A 17,711-nucleotide genomic window follows, 5' to 3' on the forward strand; every position below is an offset into this window, starting at 1 on the left:
ATAGAAATGTTTAGGTTTTTGATACTTCCGTATTTGGTGCTAGAAATGATAATCACATACCATTTTTTGCACGCAAACGGATTTGTGATTTTTGTCATCGAAGTCCTTGCCAGCACGATTTTGGGGCTATTTTTGATGACAAAACGCCCAATGGTAAATTTGGCAAATTTCGCTCGTATCACGCCAAAATATATTTTGAGTGAATTTGGCTTTGTCGCGGCTGGTTTTGCGCTATGTGTGCCACTCATACTTAGCGATATTTTGGGCGTTTGCTTGCTCGTAGTAGCGGTGATTTTATACCTAAAAAACCCCGCTTCCAAAAACGACACATTTTATCGAAACAGCAGCGATTATAGCGCGCAAAACAGCACCCATTACAGACCCAAAAACCACGCAAACGACGATATAATCGACGCTGAAATCATCGAAGAGAAAAAAGGAGAATAAATGCAAAATCTAATCATAGCCACCCGCGGAAGCGTGCTAGCTCTGTGGCAAAGCGAACACATAAAATCGCTAATCGAGCAAAAACACGGCGTTAAGGTCGAGCTAAAAAGCATGAAAACCAAGGGCGATAAAATTTTAGACACACCGCTTGCAAAAATCGGTGGCAAGGGGCTATTTACCAAAGAGCTAGAAGAGTGTATGCTCCGAGGCGAAGCCCACCTAGCCGTGCATAGCCTAAAAGATGTGCCAGTTGTGTTTCCCGAGGGTCTAGTTTTGGCTGCAATCGGCGCTAGGGAGGACGAAAGGGACGCGATGATTAGCGAAAAATACGCTAAATTTAGCGACCTACCAAATGGCGCTAAAATCGGCACCACGAGCCTTCGCCGTAAAATGCAACTTCTAAAAATGCGCCCTGATTTAGAGATTATTTCGCTTCGCGGAAATGTCCAAACACGCCTCAAAAAGCTAAAAGACGGCGAATTTGACGCGATAATTTTAGCAATGGCTGGGATAAATAGGCTAAATTTAAGAGCCGAAGTGGCGCATGTTTATACCTTCGAGCTCGATGAAATGGTGCCTGCAATGGGTCAAGGCGCACTTGGGATTGAGTGTGCCGACAAAAAAGAGTTGCTAGAAATTTTAAATTTTATAAACGACGAAAACAGCGTGCTTGCGACAAATTTAGAAAGGGCGTTTGTGGCGAGATTGGAGGGCGGTTGCCAGGTGCCAATCGGCGTAAATGCGCAAATCTCAGATGATAGCGTGATCGTGCGCGCGGTCGTGGGACTGCCTGATGGAAGCGAGTTTATCGAGGATAAACTCTGCCTTGCACGCGCAGGAATCGATGCGAAAATGGCGCAAAAAATCGGCGCAAATTTTGCTGATAAATTTATCGCCAAAGGGGCAAAAGAGCTTCTAGCCCGCGCCGAAGCTATGGCGTAAATTTGCCTTTTATGCCTTGCGTGGCGAAAATTCGCCATTGTAAGGCATAAATCTACAAAATTTTAAAATTTCAAATTCCACGAAACGCTAAGCTTGAATTTTATTTTTGGATAATTTGCGCTTATTTCAAAGAACTCATCGAAAGGCTAAAACAAGTTTTTACTCGCTGCAACCGCCCAAAAGAGCCAAAAAGCCTAAAATCGACCAGCCAGTCGGCAAATCAAAAAACCTTTTTCCCACCCATGAAATTAAGCCGATTATGATAAACACATATAAAAGTCCTAGCGCGACATTTTCCATAAATTTGCCTTTGTATGATGAATTTGCTCTGCTTTGGCTACGCCTTTGCTTTGCTTATTTAGATTATATAAAATTTAAATCTAAGAGCGGTAGGACTCGCACCTACAATACGCAATCTTATCCTGCTTTTAAAGGGATTGCCCGGACTACTATGTTACCGCCATCAACTCTTAGATTTTAAAAGAGCTAGCCAAGCTCTTGGCATTTATGTTTGCGGTAAAGACTTATACCCGCGACCCTAACAAAAGGGCTGAACTTACCCAAAGTGGCTACTTTTGGGTGGCAATCGCAGTCTTAATTCAACATAAAGCTTTAATAAAAATTTCAAAGGTAATAAATGGTGACGAGAGTTGAACTCGCGATGGCACTATTTAAACGGCGCAACACGACCACATGGTATATCTGCCACTTATTACGCTTATATTGTATCAAAAAAGTGAAATTTTACCAAAATAATAAATTTTAAAACAACTCACGAGAGCGAGAGCTTAACGCATAGTATGATTAAAAGTCTGTATCATACTCGCCACCAAAAATGGCTAAAAAAATTAAATTCTTTTTGATAATTAATATAAAATTTTTTTAAGTAAATTTAGTATATAAATACCTATATATGGTTATTTTATCAAAATTTATCTATTTTGACTTTTATATTTTTTTAAATAAATTTCGAATATAATTCTCAATATTTTTCTTATCAGGAGCAGGATTATGAAATTAGAAAATTTAGAAATTTTAGAAAATTCGACAGATTACGATGCTAACGATACGGACGAGATTATGCTTAGTATCGGCTGGATGAGCGATGAGCTTTATAAACAAAGGCAAGGGCGAGATTGGGCGTGGTCGCATTGGGATGTCGATAGAAGCTATGATTATACGGCTATTGCGAAACTTGACGGCAAAGTTATAGGCTCATTACAAGCTATGTGCGATAGAGATAATTTTGATAAAAGTTTTCTATATTCTATTATTGTTCATAAAGATTTTCAAAGAAAAGGTGTAGCAAAAGCGCTAATGAAGGCATTTGATAGCAAATTTTCTCACACAAAAGTTTTTACGATAGCTCCCGTTAAAAACGGCAAAATTGAGGCAGAGAAATTCCTAAATTTTTGTGGATTTAAACAAGAAAAAGAGAAGAAAATTTGTGCCAAATTTAAAGATTACAAATATGATAAAACAAGCGAAAATAAAGAAAGCAAAATTGCAAATTTAGAAATTTTGGAAAATTGTGCAAATTTTAATCTAAATGATATAAAAGAAATTCGTGCATCAATCGGTGCAAAATCGCAAAATATCGCACTTTTAGACGAACTTAGAAATGTGGATTATTACGCAGTGGCAAAAATTGGTGAGAAAGCAGTTGGCATTTTAACGGCATTTTGCGATAGAGATAGGGCATTTACTGGCTATCTTCATAGCGTTGAAGTTCATAAGGATTATCAAAGACAAGGCATAGGACGAGCTTTGATGAGAGCTTATAATCGCTATTTTGGCGATAAAATTATGACTTTTGCAGCCGTGCCTACAAAAAACGGCGATGAAAATATAAAATTTTTATCAAATTTCGGTTTTGTAGAAAGAGCAGAATTTTTCGCACCTTTTTGCAGAGAAAAATAGATTAATTTTTTGCAAATTTGGCGTTAAATTCGCTAAATTTGCAACATTTATAATGCATAAATTTGTAAAATTCTACGCTAAATTTTGCGTAAAATTCAAATTTCACCCTTTATCTTTTTAAGCCACTCATCTAGCGTTTTTTCAAATCCGATTTGTTTGCTGTGGTAAAATTTCACTTTCGCACTAGTGTATTCTTGCTCCACCCAGCCACCGAAATCATGCGGATAAAGGTAGTTTGCGATCTCTTTGTCCGAGTTTATCAAATGCCTTGGCGTAGGCAAAATTTCGCCCTCTCGCACGAATTTCAAAGCCTCGTTTATGGCGTTGTAAGCAGAGTTTGATTTGGGCGAGTGTGCCAAATACACCGCGCATTGTCCCAGTATTATGCGAGCTTCTGGGTAGCCGATTTTGCTGACTGCCAAAAGCGTATTAACCGCCATATTTAGGGCATTTGGATTGGCGTTGCCAATATCTTCGCTAGCTAGAATTACCATGCGCCTAGCGATGAAATCCGCACTCTCGCCAGCCTCGATTAGGCGCGCCACATAGTATAGTGCGGCGTCCGCGTCGCTTCCACGCAGGCTTTTTATCATCGCGCTTGCTAGCTCGTAGTGCGTATCGTCCGAGCTTACCCCCTGTGCTACGGCACTCGCGCGCAGTGTTTTTAGCGTATCGAGAGAGATTTTACTATCAGCCAAAATCGCAAATTCGAGCAAATTTAAAAGACTTCGCCCGTCCCCTGCGCTAGTGTGTATGAGATACTCTCTGGCATCATCATCGCACGCGAAGCCCAGCTCGCCCTGCACCCGCTCAAAAAGCTCGCTCATTTCCTGCGCCCCCAAAGGCTCAAACTCGAAAATCATCGAGCGAGAGCGAATCCCAGAGCTTATGACAAACTGCGGATTTTCCGTGGTCGCGCCGATTATTATCGCTTCGTAATTTTCCATTGGGATTAGCAAAACCTCTTGCTGGGTTTTGCTTAGGCGGTGGATTTCGTCGATGAAAATCAGCGGTTTGGCTAGCACGCCAGAGTGCGTAGATAGGATTTTGCGGATATCTTCGACTTTTAGGCTCGTGGCGTCAAGCTCGTAAAAATCGTAGTTCAGCTCGCTTGCGAGCACGCGCGCCATAGTGGTTTTGCCACACCCTGCCGCGCCGAAAAATATACTATGCGGAATTTTGCCAGAGGCGATAAATTTTTTAAAAAGCTCCACGATTTTTTTCTGACCTAGAATTTCATTTAAGCTTTTGGGACGAAATTTTAGCGCTAGACTTTGCATGATTAACCTTTGAAATTTAATGCGTGATTGTAGCGAAGTAAGGATAAATTTTAAGTTACACGCCAAATTTACGAAGCGCAAAGGCTTCGTAAGCTAGCGTTTGATGAGCTTAAAAATAAATGAAATTGCAAAAAGCACAAGAAATACAAAAAACAGGATTTTCGCAATTCCTGCGCTTGTGCCAGCAATCCCGCCAAAGCCGAAAATTCCAGCCACGATTGCGATGATTAGGAAGATTATGGCGTATCTTAGCATTTTAGCCTCCATTAAAAATTTCGCCAAAGCGATTGGGGAAATTTTAACTCTATTTGGTAATGAAATGATAAATTTTTGTGAAATTTTGAGCTACGAGCCAAATTTTGGCAAATAAAAAGGGAATTTAGCAAATTTGCCAAATTCCCTTGCTGGCTAAATTTTATGAAATTTAACCATTAAATTTCAAATTTAAAACCTAAATGTCAATCCGACATTTCCGCTATATCCGCGCTCTTTGCCAGTATAACCTTTCGCGCCGACTTCGAATTTAAGCTTTCCACTATCATAGACATAGCCGATTTCGCCGATACCTGTTGAGCCTTTTAGTTTAGGACTTGCGATGTCTGCACTTCCAAAGGTTGGTAAGCTTAGAGTTCCTTTTGCTTCGCCGTCAAATTCATATTGATATGTTGCACCTACATAAAGTTTGCTTGTGTCGCTAAATTTGATATTATCTTTAACACCAACTTGCGCTCTAAGCGAAGTTACGCTATCAAAGTGCGTATTTACGCCATTTAGAACAAGGTCATTTCCTGCTGTTTTAGCCCAAATTCCACGAGCAAAAATATCAAGGTCATTTGAATTCGATAATGCAATTTCTTTGCCAAGCCCCAAATGAGCGCCATAGTAAGTGTTGCTTATATCAAATTCTTTATAAGCAGCTGTTGTTTCGTATTCGGTTTTTACTTGACCTACTCTACCGCTTACTTCTGTGTAGAAGTTATTTAAAGTAGTAAATCTAGCAAAAGCGCCACCGCCAATGAACTCAGTCTTACCGCTTCCTTTTGTGCCGTCATCTAAAAAGCTATCATACTCTCCTTTGCCGTATTCTACAAATAGACCTGTTGTTAAATTTCCGCTACTGAAATAATCATTTCCTGCGATACCTGCGTTTGCATTAAAGCCTTTTATGTCTATGTGTGAGCCTGTTGTCATCTCTTTGTCATATCCGCTTACAAAGGCAAATGCTACTGCTTTTCCTGTTTGGGTATCGTTATTTAATGAATTTGCATTACTTGCACTGCTAGAATTTGCATTGTTTGCAGCATTTGCAACGCTACCTAAATTTGATACAAGTAAATTTGCTCCTTCATTTACCGCTGTGCTTTGAGATAGTTTGGTTTCTAGTAGGATTTTTGCACCGGCATTGTTTGCAGTGATATTGCCTATACCGCTACCACCGCCAGAGCCTGTTCCTGTGCCTGAACCGCCTGTACCTGTTCCACTACCACTACCACCAGTGCCTGAACCACCAGTGCCTGAACCACCAGTGCCTGAACCGCCAGTGCCTGAACCGCCAGTGCCTGAACCACCGCCAGTGCCTGAACCACCGCCAGTGCCTGAACCACCGCCAGTGCCTGAACCACCGCCAGTGCCTGAACCACCGCCAGTGCCTGAACCACCGCCAGTGCCTGAACCACCTGTATCAGGGTCGCCGCTAAATGATAGGTCTAAATTTTTGCTGGTGCTATCAACGGCGATTTTACCTGCTATATTTATAAGTCCTGCGATATTAACATTTGTTAAATTTGCTTTGCCGTTTGCTTCTGCAAAGCCTGTTATGCTTCCGGCTGTTTGGATAAGATGAATTTTATCATCTTTGCTTGTTATGCCTGTGGCGTCTTTTAGGTAGGCATTTACTTTTGTGCCACTCAAATCAACAGAATTTGCGACTTTCAAGGCAGTTTCATCTTTGGCGACATTGCTTGGCAGATAGAAATTTATCTCTTTTGCCTTTAAAGCAGAAATATCATAAATGTCCATTACCATAGCATCGCTACTATCGCCGAAATTTGCGGTTTTTACATCTATACTAGCTCCCTTATCAAATGTCGAACCGCCTTTTATGTCTAGGGTTGAACCACTACTTATCACGCTTCCGACATTATGAGCGTTTGTTAGATTTATGGTTGCAGAATTTGCGATATTTATGTTAAGTTTAGCATAGTTGCTATTTGCTAAATTTACAGTTATGCCGTCTTTTATACCTGCTTCGTCATCGCCGAAAGTATCGCCTGTGATAGTTTCGACCGAATTTGCCGTGCTAGTAATATATAGGTCTTTTTTGTCGCTACTTTGGAAAATTCCGCCTTTGGCGACATTATACTGGGTCTCTCCAATTACATTAAAGACATTGCCGAAGCTTTGAGTGGCTAAAAGCCATGTGTTATCTACGCTTATTTCACCGCCACTTTTTAGTAGATAGTATTTGTTTCCTGTGCCGTCAATGTATGAGCTAAGGTTATCTACGGTTATATTTGTTTTTGCTAGGTCGGTTGGGTCTGAGCCAGTTAGAGTTAGCGCAACTTCATTGGCACTTAAATCTGAGTAGAAGTTTAAGTTATCGAAATTTATGATATTTCCAGCTTTAAGATTTTTTGCCTTTGTTGTGCTACTGCCTATGTTTAGGGTGTTGCCTTTACTTGCAGATGATCCGCCATCAAAGCCAACTATCATAGCAGTCGATGTATCTCCGCCTAGAAGCGTTACGGTGTTGTCACTTACTTCGCCATAACCGCTAGTATCTCCGGCAAAAATACCGTCATATACGGTACCGCCGTTTATGATGATTTCATTACCGCTGACTTTTCCTGTGTCGCTAGTCAAACCGCCCACAACTGTATTTATCTCTCCGCCGTTTATAAAGACTTTATTACCGCTTACTTCGCCATAACCGCTAGTACCACCGTATATCAAAGGAACAAATCCTTTGTTAAGATTTACCGTATTACCGCTAACATCTTCATCGATGCCATAACCTCCACCGCCAGGGATACCAAAAAAAAATGGTTTTGCACCTACTAAATCGATATTTACGATATTTCCGCTATATGATACAGCAGTAGTTCCGCCTGTGCCATTACTTGAAGTAGCGTCTGTGATAGTTACTAGCTCGTCGCTACCAAATCCACCCGTGATAGCAAATTCTTGCTCTACTTCGTTGCCTTTGTCATCTACCATAGTGCGAGTAAATTTATTTGCGTCTGTGATAGTAAAGATTTTATCCTTAGATGACCAAATCGCAGTCGGTGTCGGCGGTGTTGCACTAAAATACAAATCCAAATTCTTGCTATCATCTGCTAGTTTGACATAGCCTTTGAGATCTAATAAACCTGCTATATTTACATTTGTTTGCTCTGCGTTGTTGTTTGCAGGTGCGCTTAGAGTTCCAGCTGTTTGTATTAGATGAACTACGCTGTCAGCCTTTAAATTTGAAGCATTTTTTAGATACGCATTTACAGTTGTTTTACTTAAATCAGTTTCGCCTGTATCAGACAAGCTTAGAGCGATTGCTTTATCAGCTATACCGCTATGCAAATAGAAATTTATTTTATCGAATTTATAAATTTGTTTTGCTTGTAGTGTTTTTCCTACTGCAAGTGGATTTGATAAGCTTTCGCCTATGTTTAGGGTGTTGCCGCTTGCAGTACGAGCACTTTCATAGCCGTATATCCTAGCTCCTGATAGGTCACCGTCTAGAAGTGTTACTATGTTGTTATTTGATTCGGAATGTGTGCTATGACCGCCAACAATTGAACTGCCATCTTTAAAGATTCCACCTTTTATAACGACTTTATTATCACTAACTATTCCTGCTGTTCCCGAGCCATTAGACCAACCACCATAAACATAATCTAACCGTCCACCGTTTATGATAACTGAGTTACCGCTAACTTCGTTACCTCCACTAAAACCACCTTGCGCACCTCTAATATATGTTCCGCTATTTACATTTACTGTGTTTCCACTAACTTTTTCATTAGTGTTATAATCTCCGCCACCTAATATAGAATAATCTCGAACGAAATTTGTTCCTAAATCTACATTTACGGTATTTCCGCTATATGATGCAGTAGTAGTTCCCCCTGCGCCATCGCTTGAAGTAGCGTCTGTGATAGTTACTAGCTCGTCTTTGCTATCAAATCCACCCGTGATAGCAAATTCTTGCTCTACTTCGTTGCCTTTGTCATCTACCATAGTGCGAGTAAATTTATCAAATGCTGTGATATTAAAGATTTTATCCTTAGATGACCACTTCACAGGGTCGCCGCTAAATGATAGGTCTAAGTATTGAGCCGTGCTATCAACGGCGATTTTACCTGTTACATTGATAAGACCTGCGATATTAACATTAGTTAAATTTGCATTGCCGTTGGCTTCGTCAAAGCCTGTTAGAGAACCTTTTGTTTGGATTAGATGAATTTTATCATCTTTGCTTGTTAAGCCTGTGGCGTCACTTAGATAAGCATTTACTTTTGTGCCTGCTAGGTTTTTCGTGCCGGTATTTTGCAGACTTAGAGCAACATTTCCGTTAGAAACATCGCTTGGCAAATAGAAATTTAGCTCTTTTGCTATTATATCGCCTACTATAATCGAACCTAATCTCATAGCGTTTTTACTATCGCCGAAATTTATAGCCTTATTTGTAGCTACCGTTCCACCGATATAAGCCCCGGCGGCTGAGAAGTTGATATTGCCTTGGGCTGAGTTTAAACCGCCTATTATCGATAAAGGTGCATTTGCCGTTATATCATTTGTAGCATAAAAACTACCGGTAGCGGTTATCGTCCCTGTGCCTAATAAATTTAGGCTCTTGCCATGCACTAATTCTCCTGTAAATGACGAAGAATTTATATTTATATCACTATTTAAAGCCACTACATTTCCGACATTTGTAGCTTTATTAAAATTTATCGTAGCTTGTCTAGACGGAGATAAATTTATTTTTAGATTACTATAAGAATTATCTGCTAAATTTATAGTTATGCCGTCTTTATCGGTTCCTGCTTCGTTATCGCCGAAAGTATCGCCGATGATAGTTTCGACCGAATTTGCCGTGCCTGTAATATATAGGTCTTTTTTGTCGCTACTTTGGAAAATTCCGCCTTTGTCGACATTATACTCTGTTTTTGAAGTTACATTAAAGATTTTTCCCGTAACTCTTTGAGTGCTTTTTAACCAAGTATCATTTACCTTTATAGTTCCTGTGCCTGTGTTTTTTAGCAAGTAGTATTTATTTCCTGTGCCGTCAATGTATGAGCTAAGGTTATCTACGGTTATGGTTGTGTTTGTTAGGTTTGTTGTATCTGCGCCTGTTAATCTTAGGGCAACTTCGTTGGCATTTAAATCTGAGTAGAAGTTTAAGTTATCGAAATTTATGATATTTCCGGCTTTAAGATTTTTTGCCTTTGTTGTGCTGCTGCCTATGTTTAGGGTGTTATTTTTATTTGCAGCATTATTACTACTATAAAAGCCAACTATCTTAGCAGTCGATGTATTTCCGCTTAGAAGTGTTACGGTATTGTTGCTGACTTCGTCACTATTGCTATCTCCGGCATAAATACCGATATTTACGGTACCGCCGTTTATGATGATTTCATTACCGCTGACTTTTCCTGTGTGTTTAGTCCAACCGCCATAAACAAGTTCTAACTGTCCACCGTTTATAAAGACTTTATTACCGCTTACTTCGCCATAACCGCTAGTATCACCGTTTATCAACCTAACAAATCCTTTGTTAAGATTTACCGTATTACCGCTAACTTTTTCATTAGTAGTATAATCTCCGCCGCCAAATATATCGTAGTAATTAGACGAATTTGTTCCTAAATCTACATTTACGGTATTTCCGCTAAATGAGTTAGCAAAAGTTCCCCCTGTGCCATCACTTGAAGTAGCACCCGTGATAGTTACTAGCTCGCCACTATCAAAAGTACCCGTGACAGCAAATTCTTGCTTTTTTTTATTGCCTTTATCATCTACCATAGTGCGAGTGAATTTATCACTAGCTGTGATATTAAAGGTTTTATCATCAGATGACCAAGTCTCAGCCGATAATGATAAATTTGGAGTAACCGCCATGAGCGTAGCTGCTGCTACGACGCTAAATTTGAGTGGATTTTTCATATTATCCCCTTTATTAAAAGTGTTTTGAATTTGCTAAATCTGTAAAATTCGCCAAAATTTGGCAAAAAACTAAATTTTAAAAACCTGTGCATTTGTAAAATTTGAGATTTTTCACCTCCGATAAAAAATGGTTGTATTGTGCAATTTGTGATTAAATTTATTGCTGGATTGTAAAATTTGGAAATTTGATAAAATTTGCGTTTCGCTGATACTTGCGAAGTAGCCCAAAGACAGGCTGTGGCTTTTAGTTCGCCCCCCCCCGCAACGATTTGGTAGAAGTTTCATCATTTCCCCTAAAATATAAAATTTCGGGGTATTGTATTTAAATTTCATTAAATTTTGGCTTATTTTTTTAAATTTTGATTAAAGAATACAGCTAAATTTGGAAATTTTAGAAAATTTAGCGAAATTTAAAAACGCTACCGCAAGCGAGGCAGTATTTCGGGCTTGCGGCAGCGTGGAATTTCAAGTAAATTTCGTAAAATTTTGCGCTAAATTTTACGCAAAATTATTTTACAGGCAAGACATCATCGACATCTATTTCTACGCCGACTAAATCCTTATCCACCTCGCCTACTATGCGGATTTTGGTATCAGGGCTCACGACTAGGCCGTTCCAGTCATCATCGTCGATATCTACCGTGATAGAGGCGCCACTTTTATCCACGAATAGATATTTATCGTCGTTATTTAGGCGTTTTTTGATATTTCCCACTAGGGTTACCTTCGTATCATCGCGCAAATCTTTCGCCTCTTTGACGCTAACTACGCGGTATGATTTGGCGCCGTATTCGACGAACTCGCCCTTGCTGCTGCCATCATTTCCGACAAAACCACCCTTTGCCAAGGCAAATGCGCAAACTGCGCTAAGGATTAGAAATTTTTTTACCATAATTCGCTCCTTTTAAGAAATTTTTTGTGTGATTTTACAATATTTGAATTAAATCTAAATTTAACGAATTTTTTTAATTTTAAAATTTGAAATTTTATACATTTTCGACGCAGTGCGCTCGCTAAATTTCTCATCTACGATGACATCTGCGATTTCGCGCGCATAATCCTCGTCGAATTTCTCGCCGTGCAAATTCGCCGAGCTCGAATACATCGCGCCAAATTGTCGCAGAAATTTCGCATGCTCGCAGCCTTGCACATAGCGAAGTGAAATTTGATTTGGGTAGATGAAGGTCGATTTTTTCGCCCTTCGCACGAGATTTTTAAATTTTTCTGGCACGCGCGCTAGGGTTTTTAGCTCGTTTAAATTCGCCGTGGTTAGCACACAGGGAGTGTTTTTGGGGCGCATTTTCGCGCGGTTAATCTGCGTAAAGTCCTTGCTTAAAAATCCGGCTGTGGTGTCTGTCTGGGCTAGGTAAATCATAGCGGAAGTGAAATTTCGCCCAAAATTTGGGCGAAATTATTATTTGTAGTTTGCGATTGCGCGAGATAGGATTGCCTCAGCCTTGCTAGCGTCCTCGAAATCCTTGACCTTCACCCATTTACCAGGCTCCAACGCCTTGTAAGTTTCAAAGAAATTTTTGATTCTATCAAGCGTGATTTTTGGCAAATCGCTTAGAGATTTGATATTGTCATATCTAGGGTCGATTTTGCTAACCGGCACGGCTAGAAGTTTTTCATCCATTCCGCTTTCATCTTCCATAACCAAAACGCCGATTAAGCGGCATGGGATAACTGAGCCTGCTTGAAGCGGGTATTCATTTAGCACCAAAATGTCGGCAGGATCGCCATCATCTGCTAGTGTATTTGGCACAAAGCCGTAGTTTGCAGGGTAAAACATCGCCGAATACATAACGCGATCGACGCACACAGCACCGCTTTCTTTGTCGATTTCATATTTTATGTTTGAGCCGTAAGGGATTTCGATTACAGCGTTGATTTTATCAGGGTTTGAACCTACTTTGATTTTAGAAATATCCATTTTTTATCCTTTATTTAAATTTTAAATTTACCACGCACTTATAGAAAATCCCGTGAAAACTCCGCCACCGCCGCTGTTTCCTGCCACGCTCACGGATTTTTTGGCCTCACAACCAGCGCAAAAAACCAAAACAGCAAAAACAGCGCAAATTTTAAGACTAAATTTCATGCCAAATTTGGGGCTAAATTTCACAAGAATTCCCTAAATTTCACTCTTAGCCGATGATTTTTTTCGCGATTATATCGTTGATATCTTCGACGATTTCTTCGATTGTGCGTTCGCCATCAACTGAGTAAAAAATCTCTTTTTTGCCGTAAAATTCGCGGATTGCGCCGATTGGTTCGTTGAAGACTTTCATGCGGTTATAAAAGACTTGCTCGTTATCATCAGCTCCCCTTGCACGACCCAAAACGCGCTCTTTGGCTGTGTTTTCGCTAACTGCAACTTCGATTACTGCGCTAAGCTCGATCTCATCGTCGCTTTTTAAAACTTCGTCGAGTTTTGTCATTTGCTCCACGCTTCGTGGGTAGCCGTCGATGATGATAAAATCTTTTGGCGAGCTTTTAATCGCAGAAGTTATCGTGCCTACAACCACTTCAAGCGGGACTAAATTTCCAGCTGAGATAAAGCTGTCGATTGTTTTGCCTAGTTCGCTACCGCTTGCTACCTCTGCGCGAAGCAAATCGCCAGTAGAGTAGTGAGCGATACTCTCGTTGTTTTGCGCAATCAAGCTAGCGTCTGTGGTTTTGCCACTGCCTGGTGCGCCGATGATTAAAAATAGATTTTTCATTTTTTATCCTTTAAATTTATTCTAAGTCCTAATTCTTGGAGCTGTTCGCTACTAACCTCGCTTGGAGCCTTTGTCATAGGGCATTGCGCTCTTTGAGTTTTAGGGAAGGCGATGACATCTCTAATGCTACTTGATTTGGTAACTAACATCATAAGTCTGTCAAAACCAATCGCGATACCGCCGTGTGGTGGCGCACCAAAGCTAAGCGCGTCAAGCAAGAAACCAAATTTTTCTCTTTGCTCGTCTGGCTCGATTTTAAGTAGTTTGAAAACCTTTTCTTGGATATCGGCTTTGTGGATTCTGATACTTCCACCACCAAGCTCGACGCCATTTAGCACGACATCGTAAGCGATAGAGGTGATTTCTTCCATATCTGGCTCATCGACATTGTTTGGCATAGTAAATGGGTGGTGCATAGCCGAGTAGCTTCCGTCGTCGTTTTGCTCGAACATTGGAAAATTTACAACCCACAAAAATTCGAGTTTGTTCTCGTCGATAATGCCAAGCTCGTTTGCAAGGAAAAGTCTAAATCTACCCATATAATCAAGCACGATTTTTTTCTTTCCAGCACCGAAAAATACGACATCGCCGACTTTTAGGTTACAGCGTTTGACTAGCTTGGCCACATCTGCTTCATCGAAAAATTTAACCAAAGGTCCTTTAAGGCCATCTTCTTTGACTTGGATAAATGCTAGGCCTTGTGCGCCAAATTTGCGCACATATTCTTCGAATCTTTGCATTTGGCGTTTGCTAAATTTCAAATCTCCACCCTCGACGACAAGGGCTTTTACGCGGTTTTTCTTAGTATCTTTTGCAATATTAGCGAAAATTTCATTATTTGAACGCGCGAAAATATCAGCCACATCGATAAATGGCATACCAAAGCGAAGATCTGGTTTATCGCTACCGTAATTCTCCATAGCGTCTTTATACTCCATTACGCGAAATGGCGTAGGAATATCGTGTCCGCAAGAGGCAAAAATATCTTTTAAAAATGTTTCAGCGACCTTCATTACATCATTTTGATCGCAAAAGCTCATCTCAACATCTATTTGGGTAAATTCTGGCTGACGATCTGCGCGCAAATCCTCATCGCGGAAGCATTTGGCTACTTGGAAATATCTATCAAATCCAGAGCACATTAAAAGCTGTTTAAAAAGCTGTGGGCTTTGCGGAAGCGCATAAAAGCTACCCGGATAAACGCGACTAGGCACCAAATAATCCCTCGCACCCTCTGGCGTAGCGCGAGTTAGCACAGGGGTTTCAACCTCGACAAAACCAAGTCTATCAAGCGCATTTCGTGCCGCAATGGCCGCTTTTGAACGCATTGCAAAGCGCTCAAATTTATCATTTGTCCTTAAATCCAAAAATCTGTATTTTAGGCGAATTTCCTCATTTACGCTCTCATCTCCGATGACAAATGGCAATGCACGGCTTGGATTTTCGATGATTAGCTCATCGACTACGATTTCAATCTCTCCGGTTTTTAAATTTGGATTTTCCAAACCCTCGCCTCTGGCGCGCACTTTTCCGTTTGCGCGCAAAACATATTCGTTTCTGACATCGTTTGCTATTTCGTAAGCACTTTTGCTATCTTTTGGATCGCATACTAGCTGTAAAAGTCCGCTTCTATCGCGCAAATCGATGAAAATAACGCCACCATGGTCGCGGTAAGAATTCACCCAACCACAAACGCTAACGTTTTCGCCGATATTTGCTTTGCTTAGATCGGTGCAATAATGACTTCGCAATGTGTTCTCCTTAAAAAAAATAATTAAAACCAATGATTATAGTTAAATTTTGCTTTTACAAAGCTAATTTTTTATAAAATCGCGCCATGGAAAATTTAATCGCATTACAAAAAAATTTAAAATTTGTCGGAATCATCGCCAAAACAGAGGCGGGAATTTTGCCTATTATGGAGGAAATTTCTAAAATTTTGCGCTTGGGGAGCATTGAAATTTTATGCGAAAAAACCTGCGCGCAGTATTTTGGCAAAACTGGATTTAGCATAGATGAGATTTTATCTCGCACCAAAGTTTTAATCAGCCTTGGAGGGGACGGCACGCTAATTGGCGTGGCTAGAAGCGTGCTAAAAAAAGGCGCATATATAATAGGTGTAAATGCTGGCACGCTTGGCTTTTTAACAGACATTAAAAATAGCGAATTTAACGCATTTTGGCGTGAATTTATGGCTGGGAAATTTAGGCTAGATAAACTGCCAGTTTTGAGCGTAAGCTTGGAGCGCAAAAACGGCGAGAAACTCGAAATCAGCGCATTTAACGATATGGTTATCACGCGCTCTCATATCTCGTCAATGGCGAAAATCGACGCGTTTTTGGACGATACGCATTTTAACACATACTATGGAGACGGCGTCATAATCAGCTCGCCAGCGGGCTCGACGGCGTATAATATGAGCGCAAATGGCGCGATAATCTACCCGCTTTGCGAAGTTTTCGCTATAACGCCGATTTGCTCTCACAGCCTGACCCAACGCCCACTAATTTTGCCAAAAAGATACAAACTAGGCTTCAAAAATAGCGGAAATTCCGAGCTTTGCGTAGTCATCGACGGACAAAATTTTTACAATATGGACGAATTCAAAAGCGTGGAAGTAAAAATTTCAAAACACAAATCCCAAATAATCCGCGCTAGCTCATACGATTATTTCGCGGTTTTGAAGGAAAAATTGCGCTGGGGACATGCTGGATGTTAGAGAGAGTGTATATCAAAAATCACCTTAGCTTCAACGAAATCGAGCTAAATTTCGCCCCAGGGCTTAGCGTATTTACTGGTGTGAGCGGTGCTGGAAAATCTGTGCTAATGAACGCAATTTTGGCTGTGTTTGGGCTAAGGGAAGCAGAAGCAAAGATCATCGAAGCCGACATTAGCCACAAATTTGGGCTTGATGAGTTTGGCATAGAAAACGAAACGCCGAATAATTTCCGCATTTTGCGGGATAAATCCGTGCGGTATTTCATAAACTCGCAACTAATTTCAAAGAAAAATTTGACCAAAATCGCGGGCGAATATGTGAAATTTCTAGGCGCAAAAAATGCCGATGAAATAAACTCTGCCTCGCTTTTGGAGTTGCTTGATTTTATGATTTGTAAAAACGATAGCGCTCATGGCGCAAATTTGGCGAATTTTAGGGCTAAATTTAGCGAATTTTTAAGAGTGCAAAAAGAGCTTAAAAAAATCGAAGAAGAAGAAAATAAAATCGAAGAACTTAAAGAATTTGCCAAATTTGAAATCGAAAAAATCGAGCAAATTTCGCCTAAAATCGGCGAATACGAAGAGCTTTTAGCAGTCAAAAAAAAGCTTAGCAAAAAGGATAAAATCGAAGAACTTTGGGCGAGAGCTGAGGGGATTTTCGAATTTGAGCGAAGCGTGATAGAAGCGCTAAATCTAAGTGAAATGGATAGCGCGTTTTTCGAGGATAGCATGAACGAACTGCGCGTAAAAATGGAAAGCTTAAACCTAGACGAACTAGGTGAAATCGATATCGAGGCAGTGTTAAACAGACTAGAAGCGCTTTCAGGCCTAAACAAACGCTACGGCGACATTGCCGGCGCGCTTGACACGCTTGAAAGGCGCAAAATAGAGCTTGCGCACTACGAGCAAATCAGCTTCGAAAAAAGGGATTTAAGCGCGAAATTTGGCGCGCTAAATTTGGAAATTTCAAATTTAGCTACTCTTATCAGCGCGAAACGAAAAGCAAGTAAAAACGCGCTAGAAAGCCTGATAAATCGCTATTTGGGCGATTTGTATATGCCTAGCGTGAGGCTGGAATTTTTAGAGCAGAGCTTGGAAGCAAACGGCAGCGACGAAGTGCGCGTAATGCTAAATAATACCGAATTTAAAAATTTAAGCTCAGGCGAGACAAACCGCCTGCGCCTCGCCTTCATCGGGGCAAATTTGGAGATTACAAATCAAGGAAGCGGGATTTTAATCTTAGATGAGATTGATTCGAATTTAAGCGGAAAAGAGGCGATGAGTATTGCAACCGTGCTAGAAAAAATCTCGAAATTTTACCAAATTTTCGCTATCTCGCACCAGCCGCAACTCAGCTCCAAAGCTCACTCGCACTTTTTAATCACCAAAAATGGCGAAATTTCGAGCGTAAAACTGCTAAATGAAAGCGAAAAAATCACAGAACTAGCCAGAATGATTAGCGGAGAGACGATAAGCAAGGAAGCATTAGAATTCGCCAAAAAGCTAAAAAATTAGCTAA

General features: G+C 40.5%; 16 protein-coding genes. 6 read left to right on the plus strand and 10 right to left on the minus strand.

Translation table 11 applies throughout. From position 1 onward, the window contains the following. Nucleotides 1-6: 6 nt before the first annotated feature. Complete coding sequence (locus tag PF027_RS04405) at nt 7-447, plus strand: FxsA family protein (RefSeq protein WP_270876205.1); 441 nt, start codon at nt 7-9, stop codon at nt 445-447. Further along, complete coding sequence (hemC, locus tag PF027_RS04410) at nt 448-1,389, plus strand: hydroxymethylbilane synthase (RefSeq protein WP_270876204.1); 942 nt, start codon at nt 448-450, stop codon at nt 1,387-1,389. Between the two features lie 159 nt (nt 1,390-1,548). Here hemC and PF027_RS04415 read toward each other — a convergent pair whose 3' ends face one another. After that, the gene (locus tag PF027_RS04415; RefSeq protein ID WP_270858815.1) at nt 1,549-1,689 is read right to left on the minus strand and encodes a hypothetical protein; all 141 of its coding nucleotides are present in this window, start codon (nt 1,687-1,689) and stop codon (nt 1,549-1,551) included. Between the two features lie 711 nt (nt 1,690-2,400). Between PF027_RS04415 and PF027_RS04420 the strand changes: the two genes are divergently transcribed. Further along, nucleotides 2,401-3,309: a GNAT family N-acetyltransferase gene (locus tag PF027_RS04420; protein ID WP_270871809.1), complete on the plus strand. Its 909-nt coding sequence runs from the start codon at nt 2,401-2,403 to the stop codon at nt 3,307-3,309. Nucleotides 3,310-3,404: 95 nt separating this feature from the next. Here the strand turns inward: PF027_RS04420 and PF027_RS04425 are convergent, their stop codons facing one another. Together PF027_RS04425 and PF027_RS04430 are read right to left on the minus strand one after the other, a co-directional pair. Next, nucleotides 3,405-4,589, minus strand: a complete 1,185-nt coding sequence (locus PF027_RS04425; RefSeq protein WP_270871808.1) for a replication-associated recombination protein A — start codon at nt 4,587-4,589, stop codon at nt 3,405-3,407. Nucleotides 4,590-4,682: 93 nt separating this feature from the next. Then, nucleotides 4,683-4,844, minus strand: coding sequence for a DUF1328 domain-containing protein (locus PF027_RS04430; protein ID WP_270864958.1), 162 nt, complete (start codon nt 4,842-4,844; stop codon nt 4,683-4,685). Here PF027_RS04430 and PF027_RS04435 point away from each other — a divergent pair. Beyond that, nucleotides 4,828-4,959, plus strand: a complete 132-nt coding sequence (locus tag PF027_RS04435) for a hypothetical protein (RefSeq protein WP_270871807.1) — start codon at nt 4,828-4,830, stop codon at nt 4,957-4,959. The genes PF027_RS04430 and PF027_RS04435 overlap by 17 nt on opposite strands. 74 nt (nt 4,960-5,033) lie before the next feature. On the opposite strand, the gene PF027_RS04440 is transcribed toward PF027_RS04435, so the two are convergent. The 7 genes from PF027_RS04440 to aspS all read right to left on the minus strand — a co-directional run bounded on the left by PF027_RS04440 (nt 5,034) and on the right by aspS (nt 15,225). Then, entirely contained in the window at nt 5,034-10,751 is a 5,718-nt protein-coding gene (locus PF027_RS04440) for an autotransporter outer membrane beta-barrel domain-containing protein (RefSeq protein ID WP_270877210.1), read from the minus strand. Nucleotides 10,752-11,259: 508 nt separating this feature from the next. Then, nucleotides 11,260-11,643: a YgiW/YdeI family stress tolerance OB fold protein gene (locus PF027_RS04445; RefSeq protein ID WP_270877211.1), complete on the minus strand. Its 384-nt coding sequence runs from the start codon at nt 11,641-11,643 to the stop codon at nt 11,260-11,262. 60 nt (nt 11,644-11,703) lie between these two features. Next, entirely contained in the window at nt 11,704-12,126 is a 423-nt protein-coding gene (locus PF027_RS04450; protein ID WP_270877212.1) for a Sua5 YciO YrdC YwlC family protein, read from the minus strand. Between the two features lie 39 nt (nt 12,127-12,165). After that, on the minus strand, nt 12,166-12,684 hold the full coding sequence (gene ppa / locus PF027_RS04455; protein WP_270870686.1) for an inorganic diphosphatase: 519 nt from the start codon (nt 12,682-12,684) through the stop codon (nt 12,166-12,168). 27 nt (nt 12,685-12,711) lie between these two features. Continuing rightward, nucleotides 12,712-12,876, minus strand: coding sequence for a hypothetical protein (locus tag PF027_RS04460; RefSeq protein ID WP_270871803.1), 165 nt, complete (start codon nt 12,874-12,876; stop codon nt 12,712-12,714). Nucleotides 12,877-12,898: 22 nt separating this feature from the next. Next, nucleotides 12,899-13,474, minus strand: a complete 576-nt coding sequence (locus tag PF027_RS04465) for an adenylate kinase (protein ID WP_270858806.1) — start codon at nt 13,472-13,474, stop codon at nt 12,899-12,901. Beyond that, a complete protein-coding gene (gene aspS, locus PF027_RS04470; RefSeq protein WP_270877213.1) occupies nt 13,471-15,225 on the minus strand; it encodes an aspartate--tRNA ligase in 1,755 nt (584 codons plus the stop codon). The genes PF027_RS04465 and aspS overlap by 4 nt, the downstream gene beginning before the upstream one ends. Nucleotides 15,226-15,311: 86 nt before the next feature. Between aspS and PF027_RS04475 the strand changes: the two genes are divergently transcribed. Both PF027_RS04475 and PF027_RS04480 read left to right on the plus strand, forming a co-directional pair. Then, nucleotides 15,312-16,193, plus strand: coding sequence for an NAD(+) kinase (locus tag PF027_RS04475; RefSeq protein WP_270877214.1), 882 nt, complete (start codon nt 15,312-15,314; stop codon nt 16,191-16,193). Further along, nucleotides 16,187-17,707, plus strand: coding sequence for an AAA family ATPase (locus tag PF027_RS04480; RefSeq protein ID WP_270871801.1), 1,521 nt, complete (start codon nt 16,187-16,189; stop codon nt 17,705-17,707). Before PF027_RS04475 ends, PF027_RS04480 begins: the two co-directional genes overlap by 7 nt. Nucleotides 17,708-17,711 lie beyond the last annotated feature (4 nt).

The organism is Campylobacter sp. VBCF_01 NA2 (assembly GCF_027797205.1).
Lineage (GTDB): Bacteria > Campylobacterota > Campylobacteria > Campylobacterales > Campylobacteraceae > Campylobacter_B.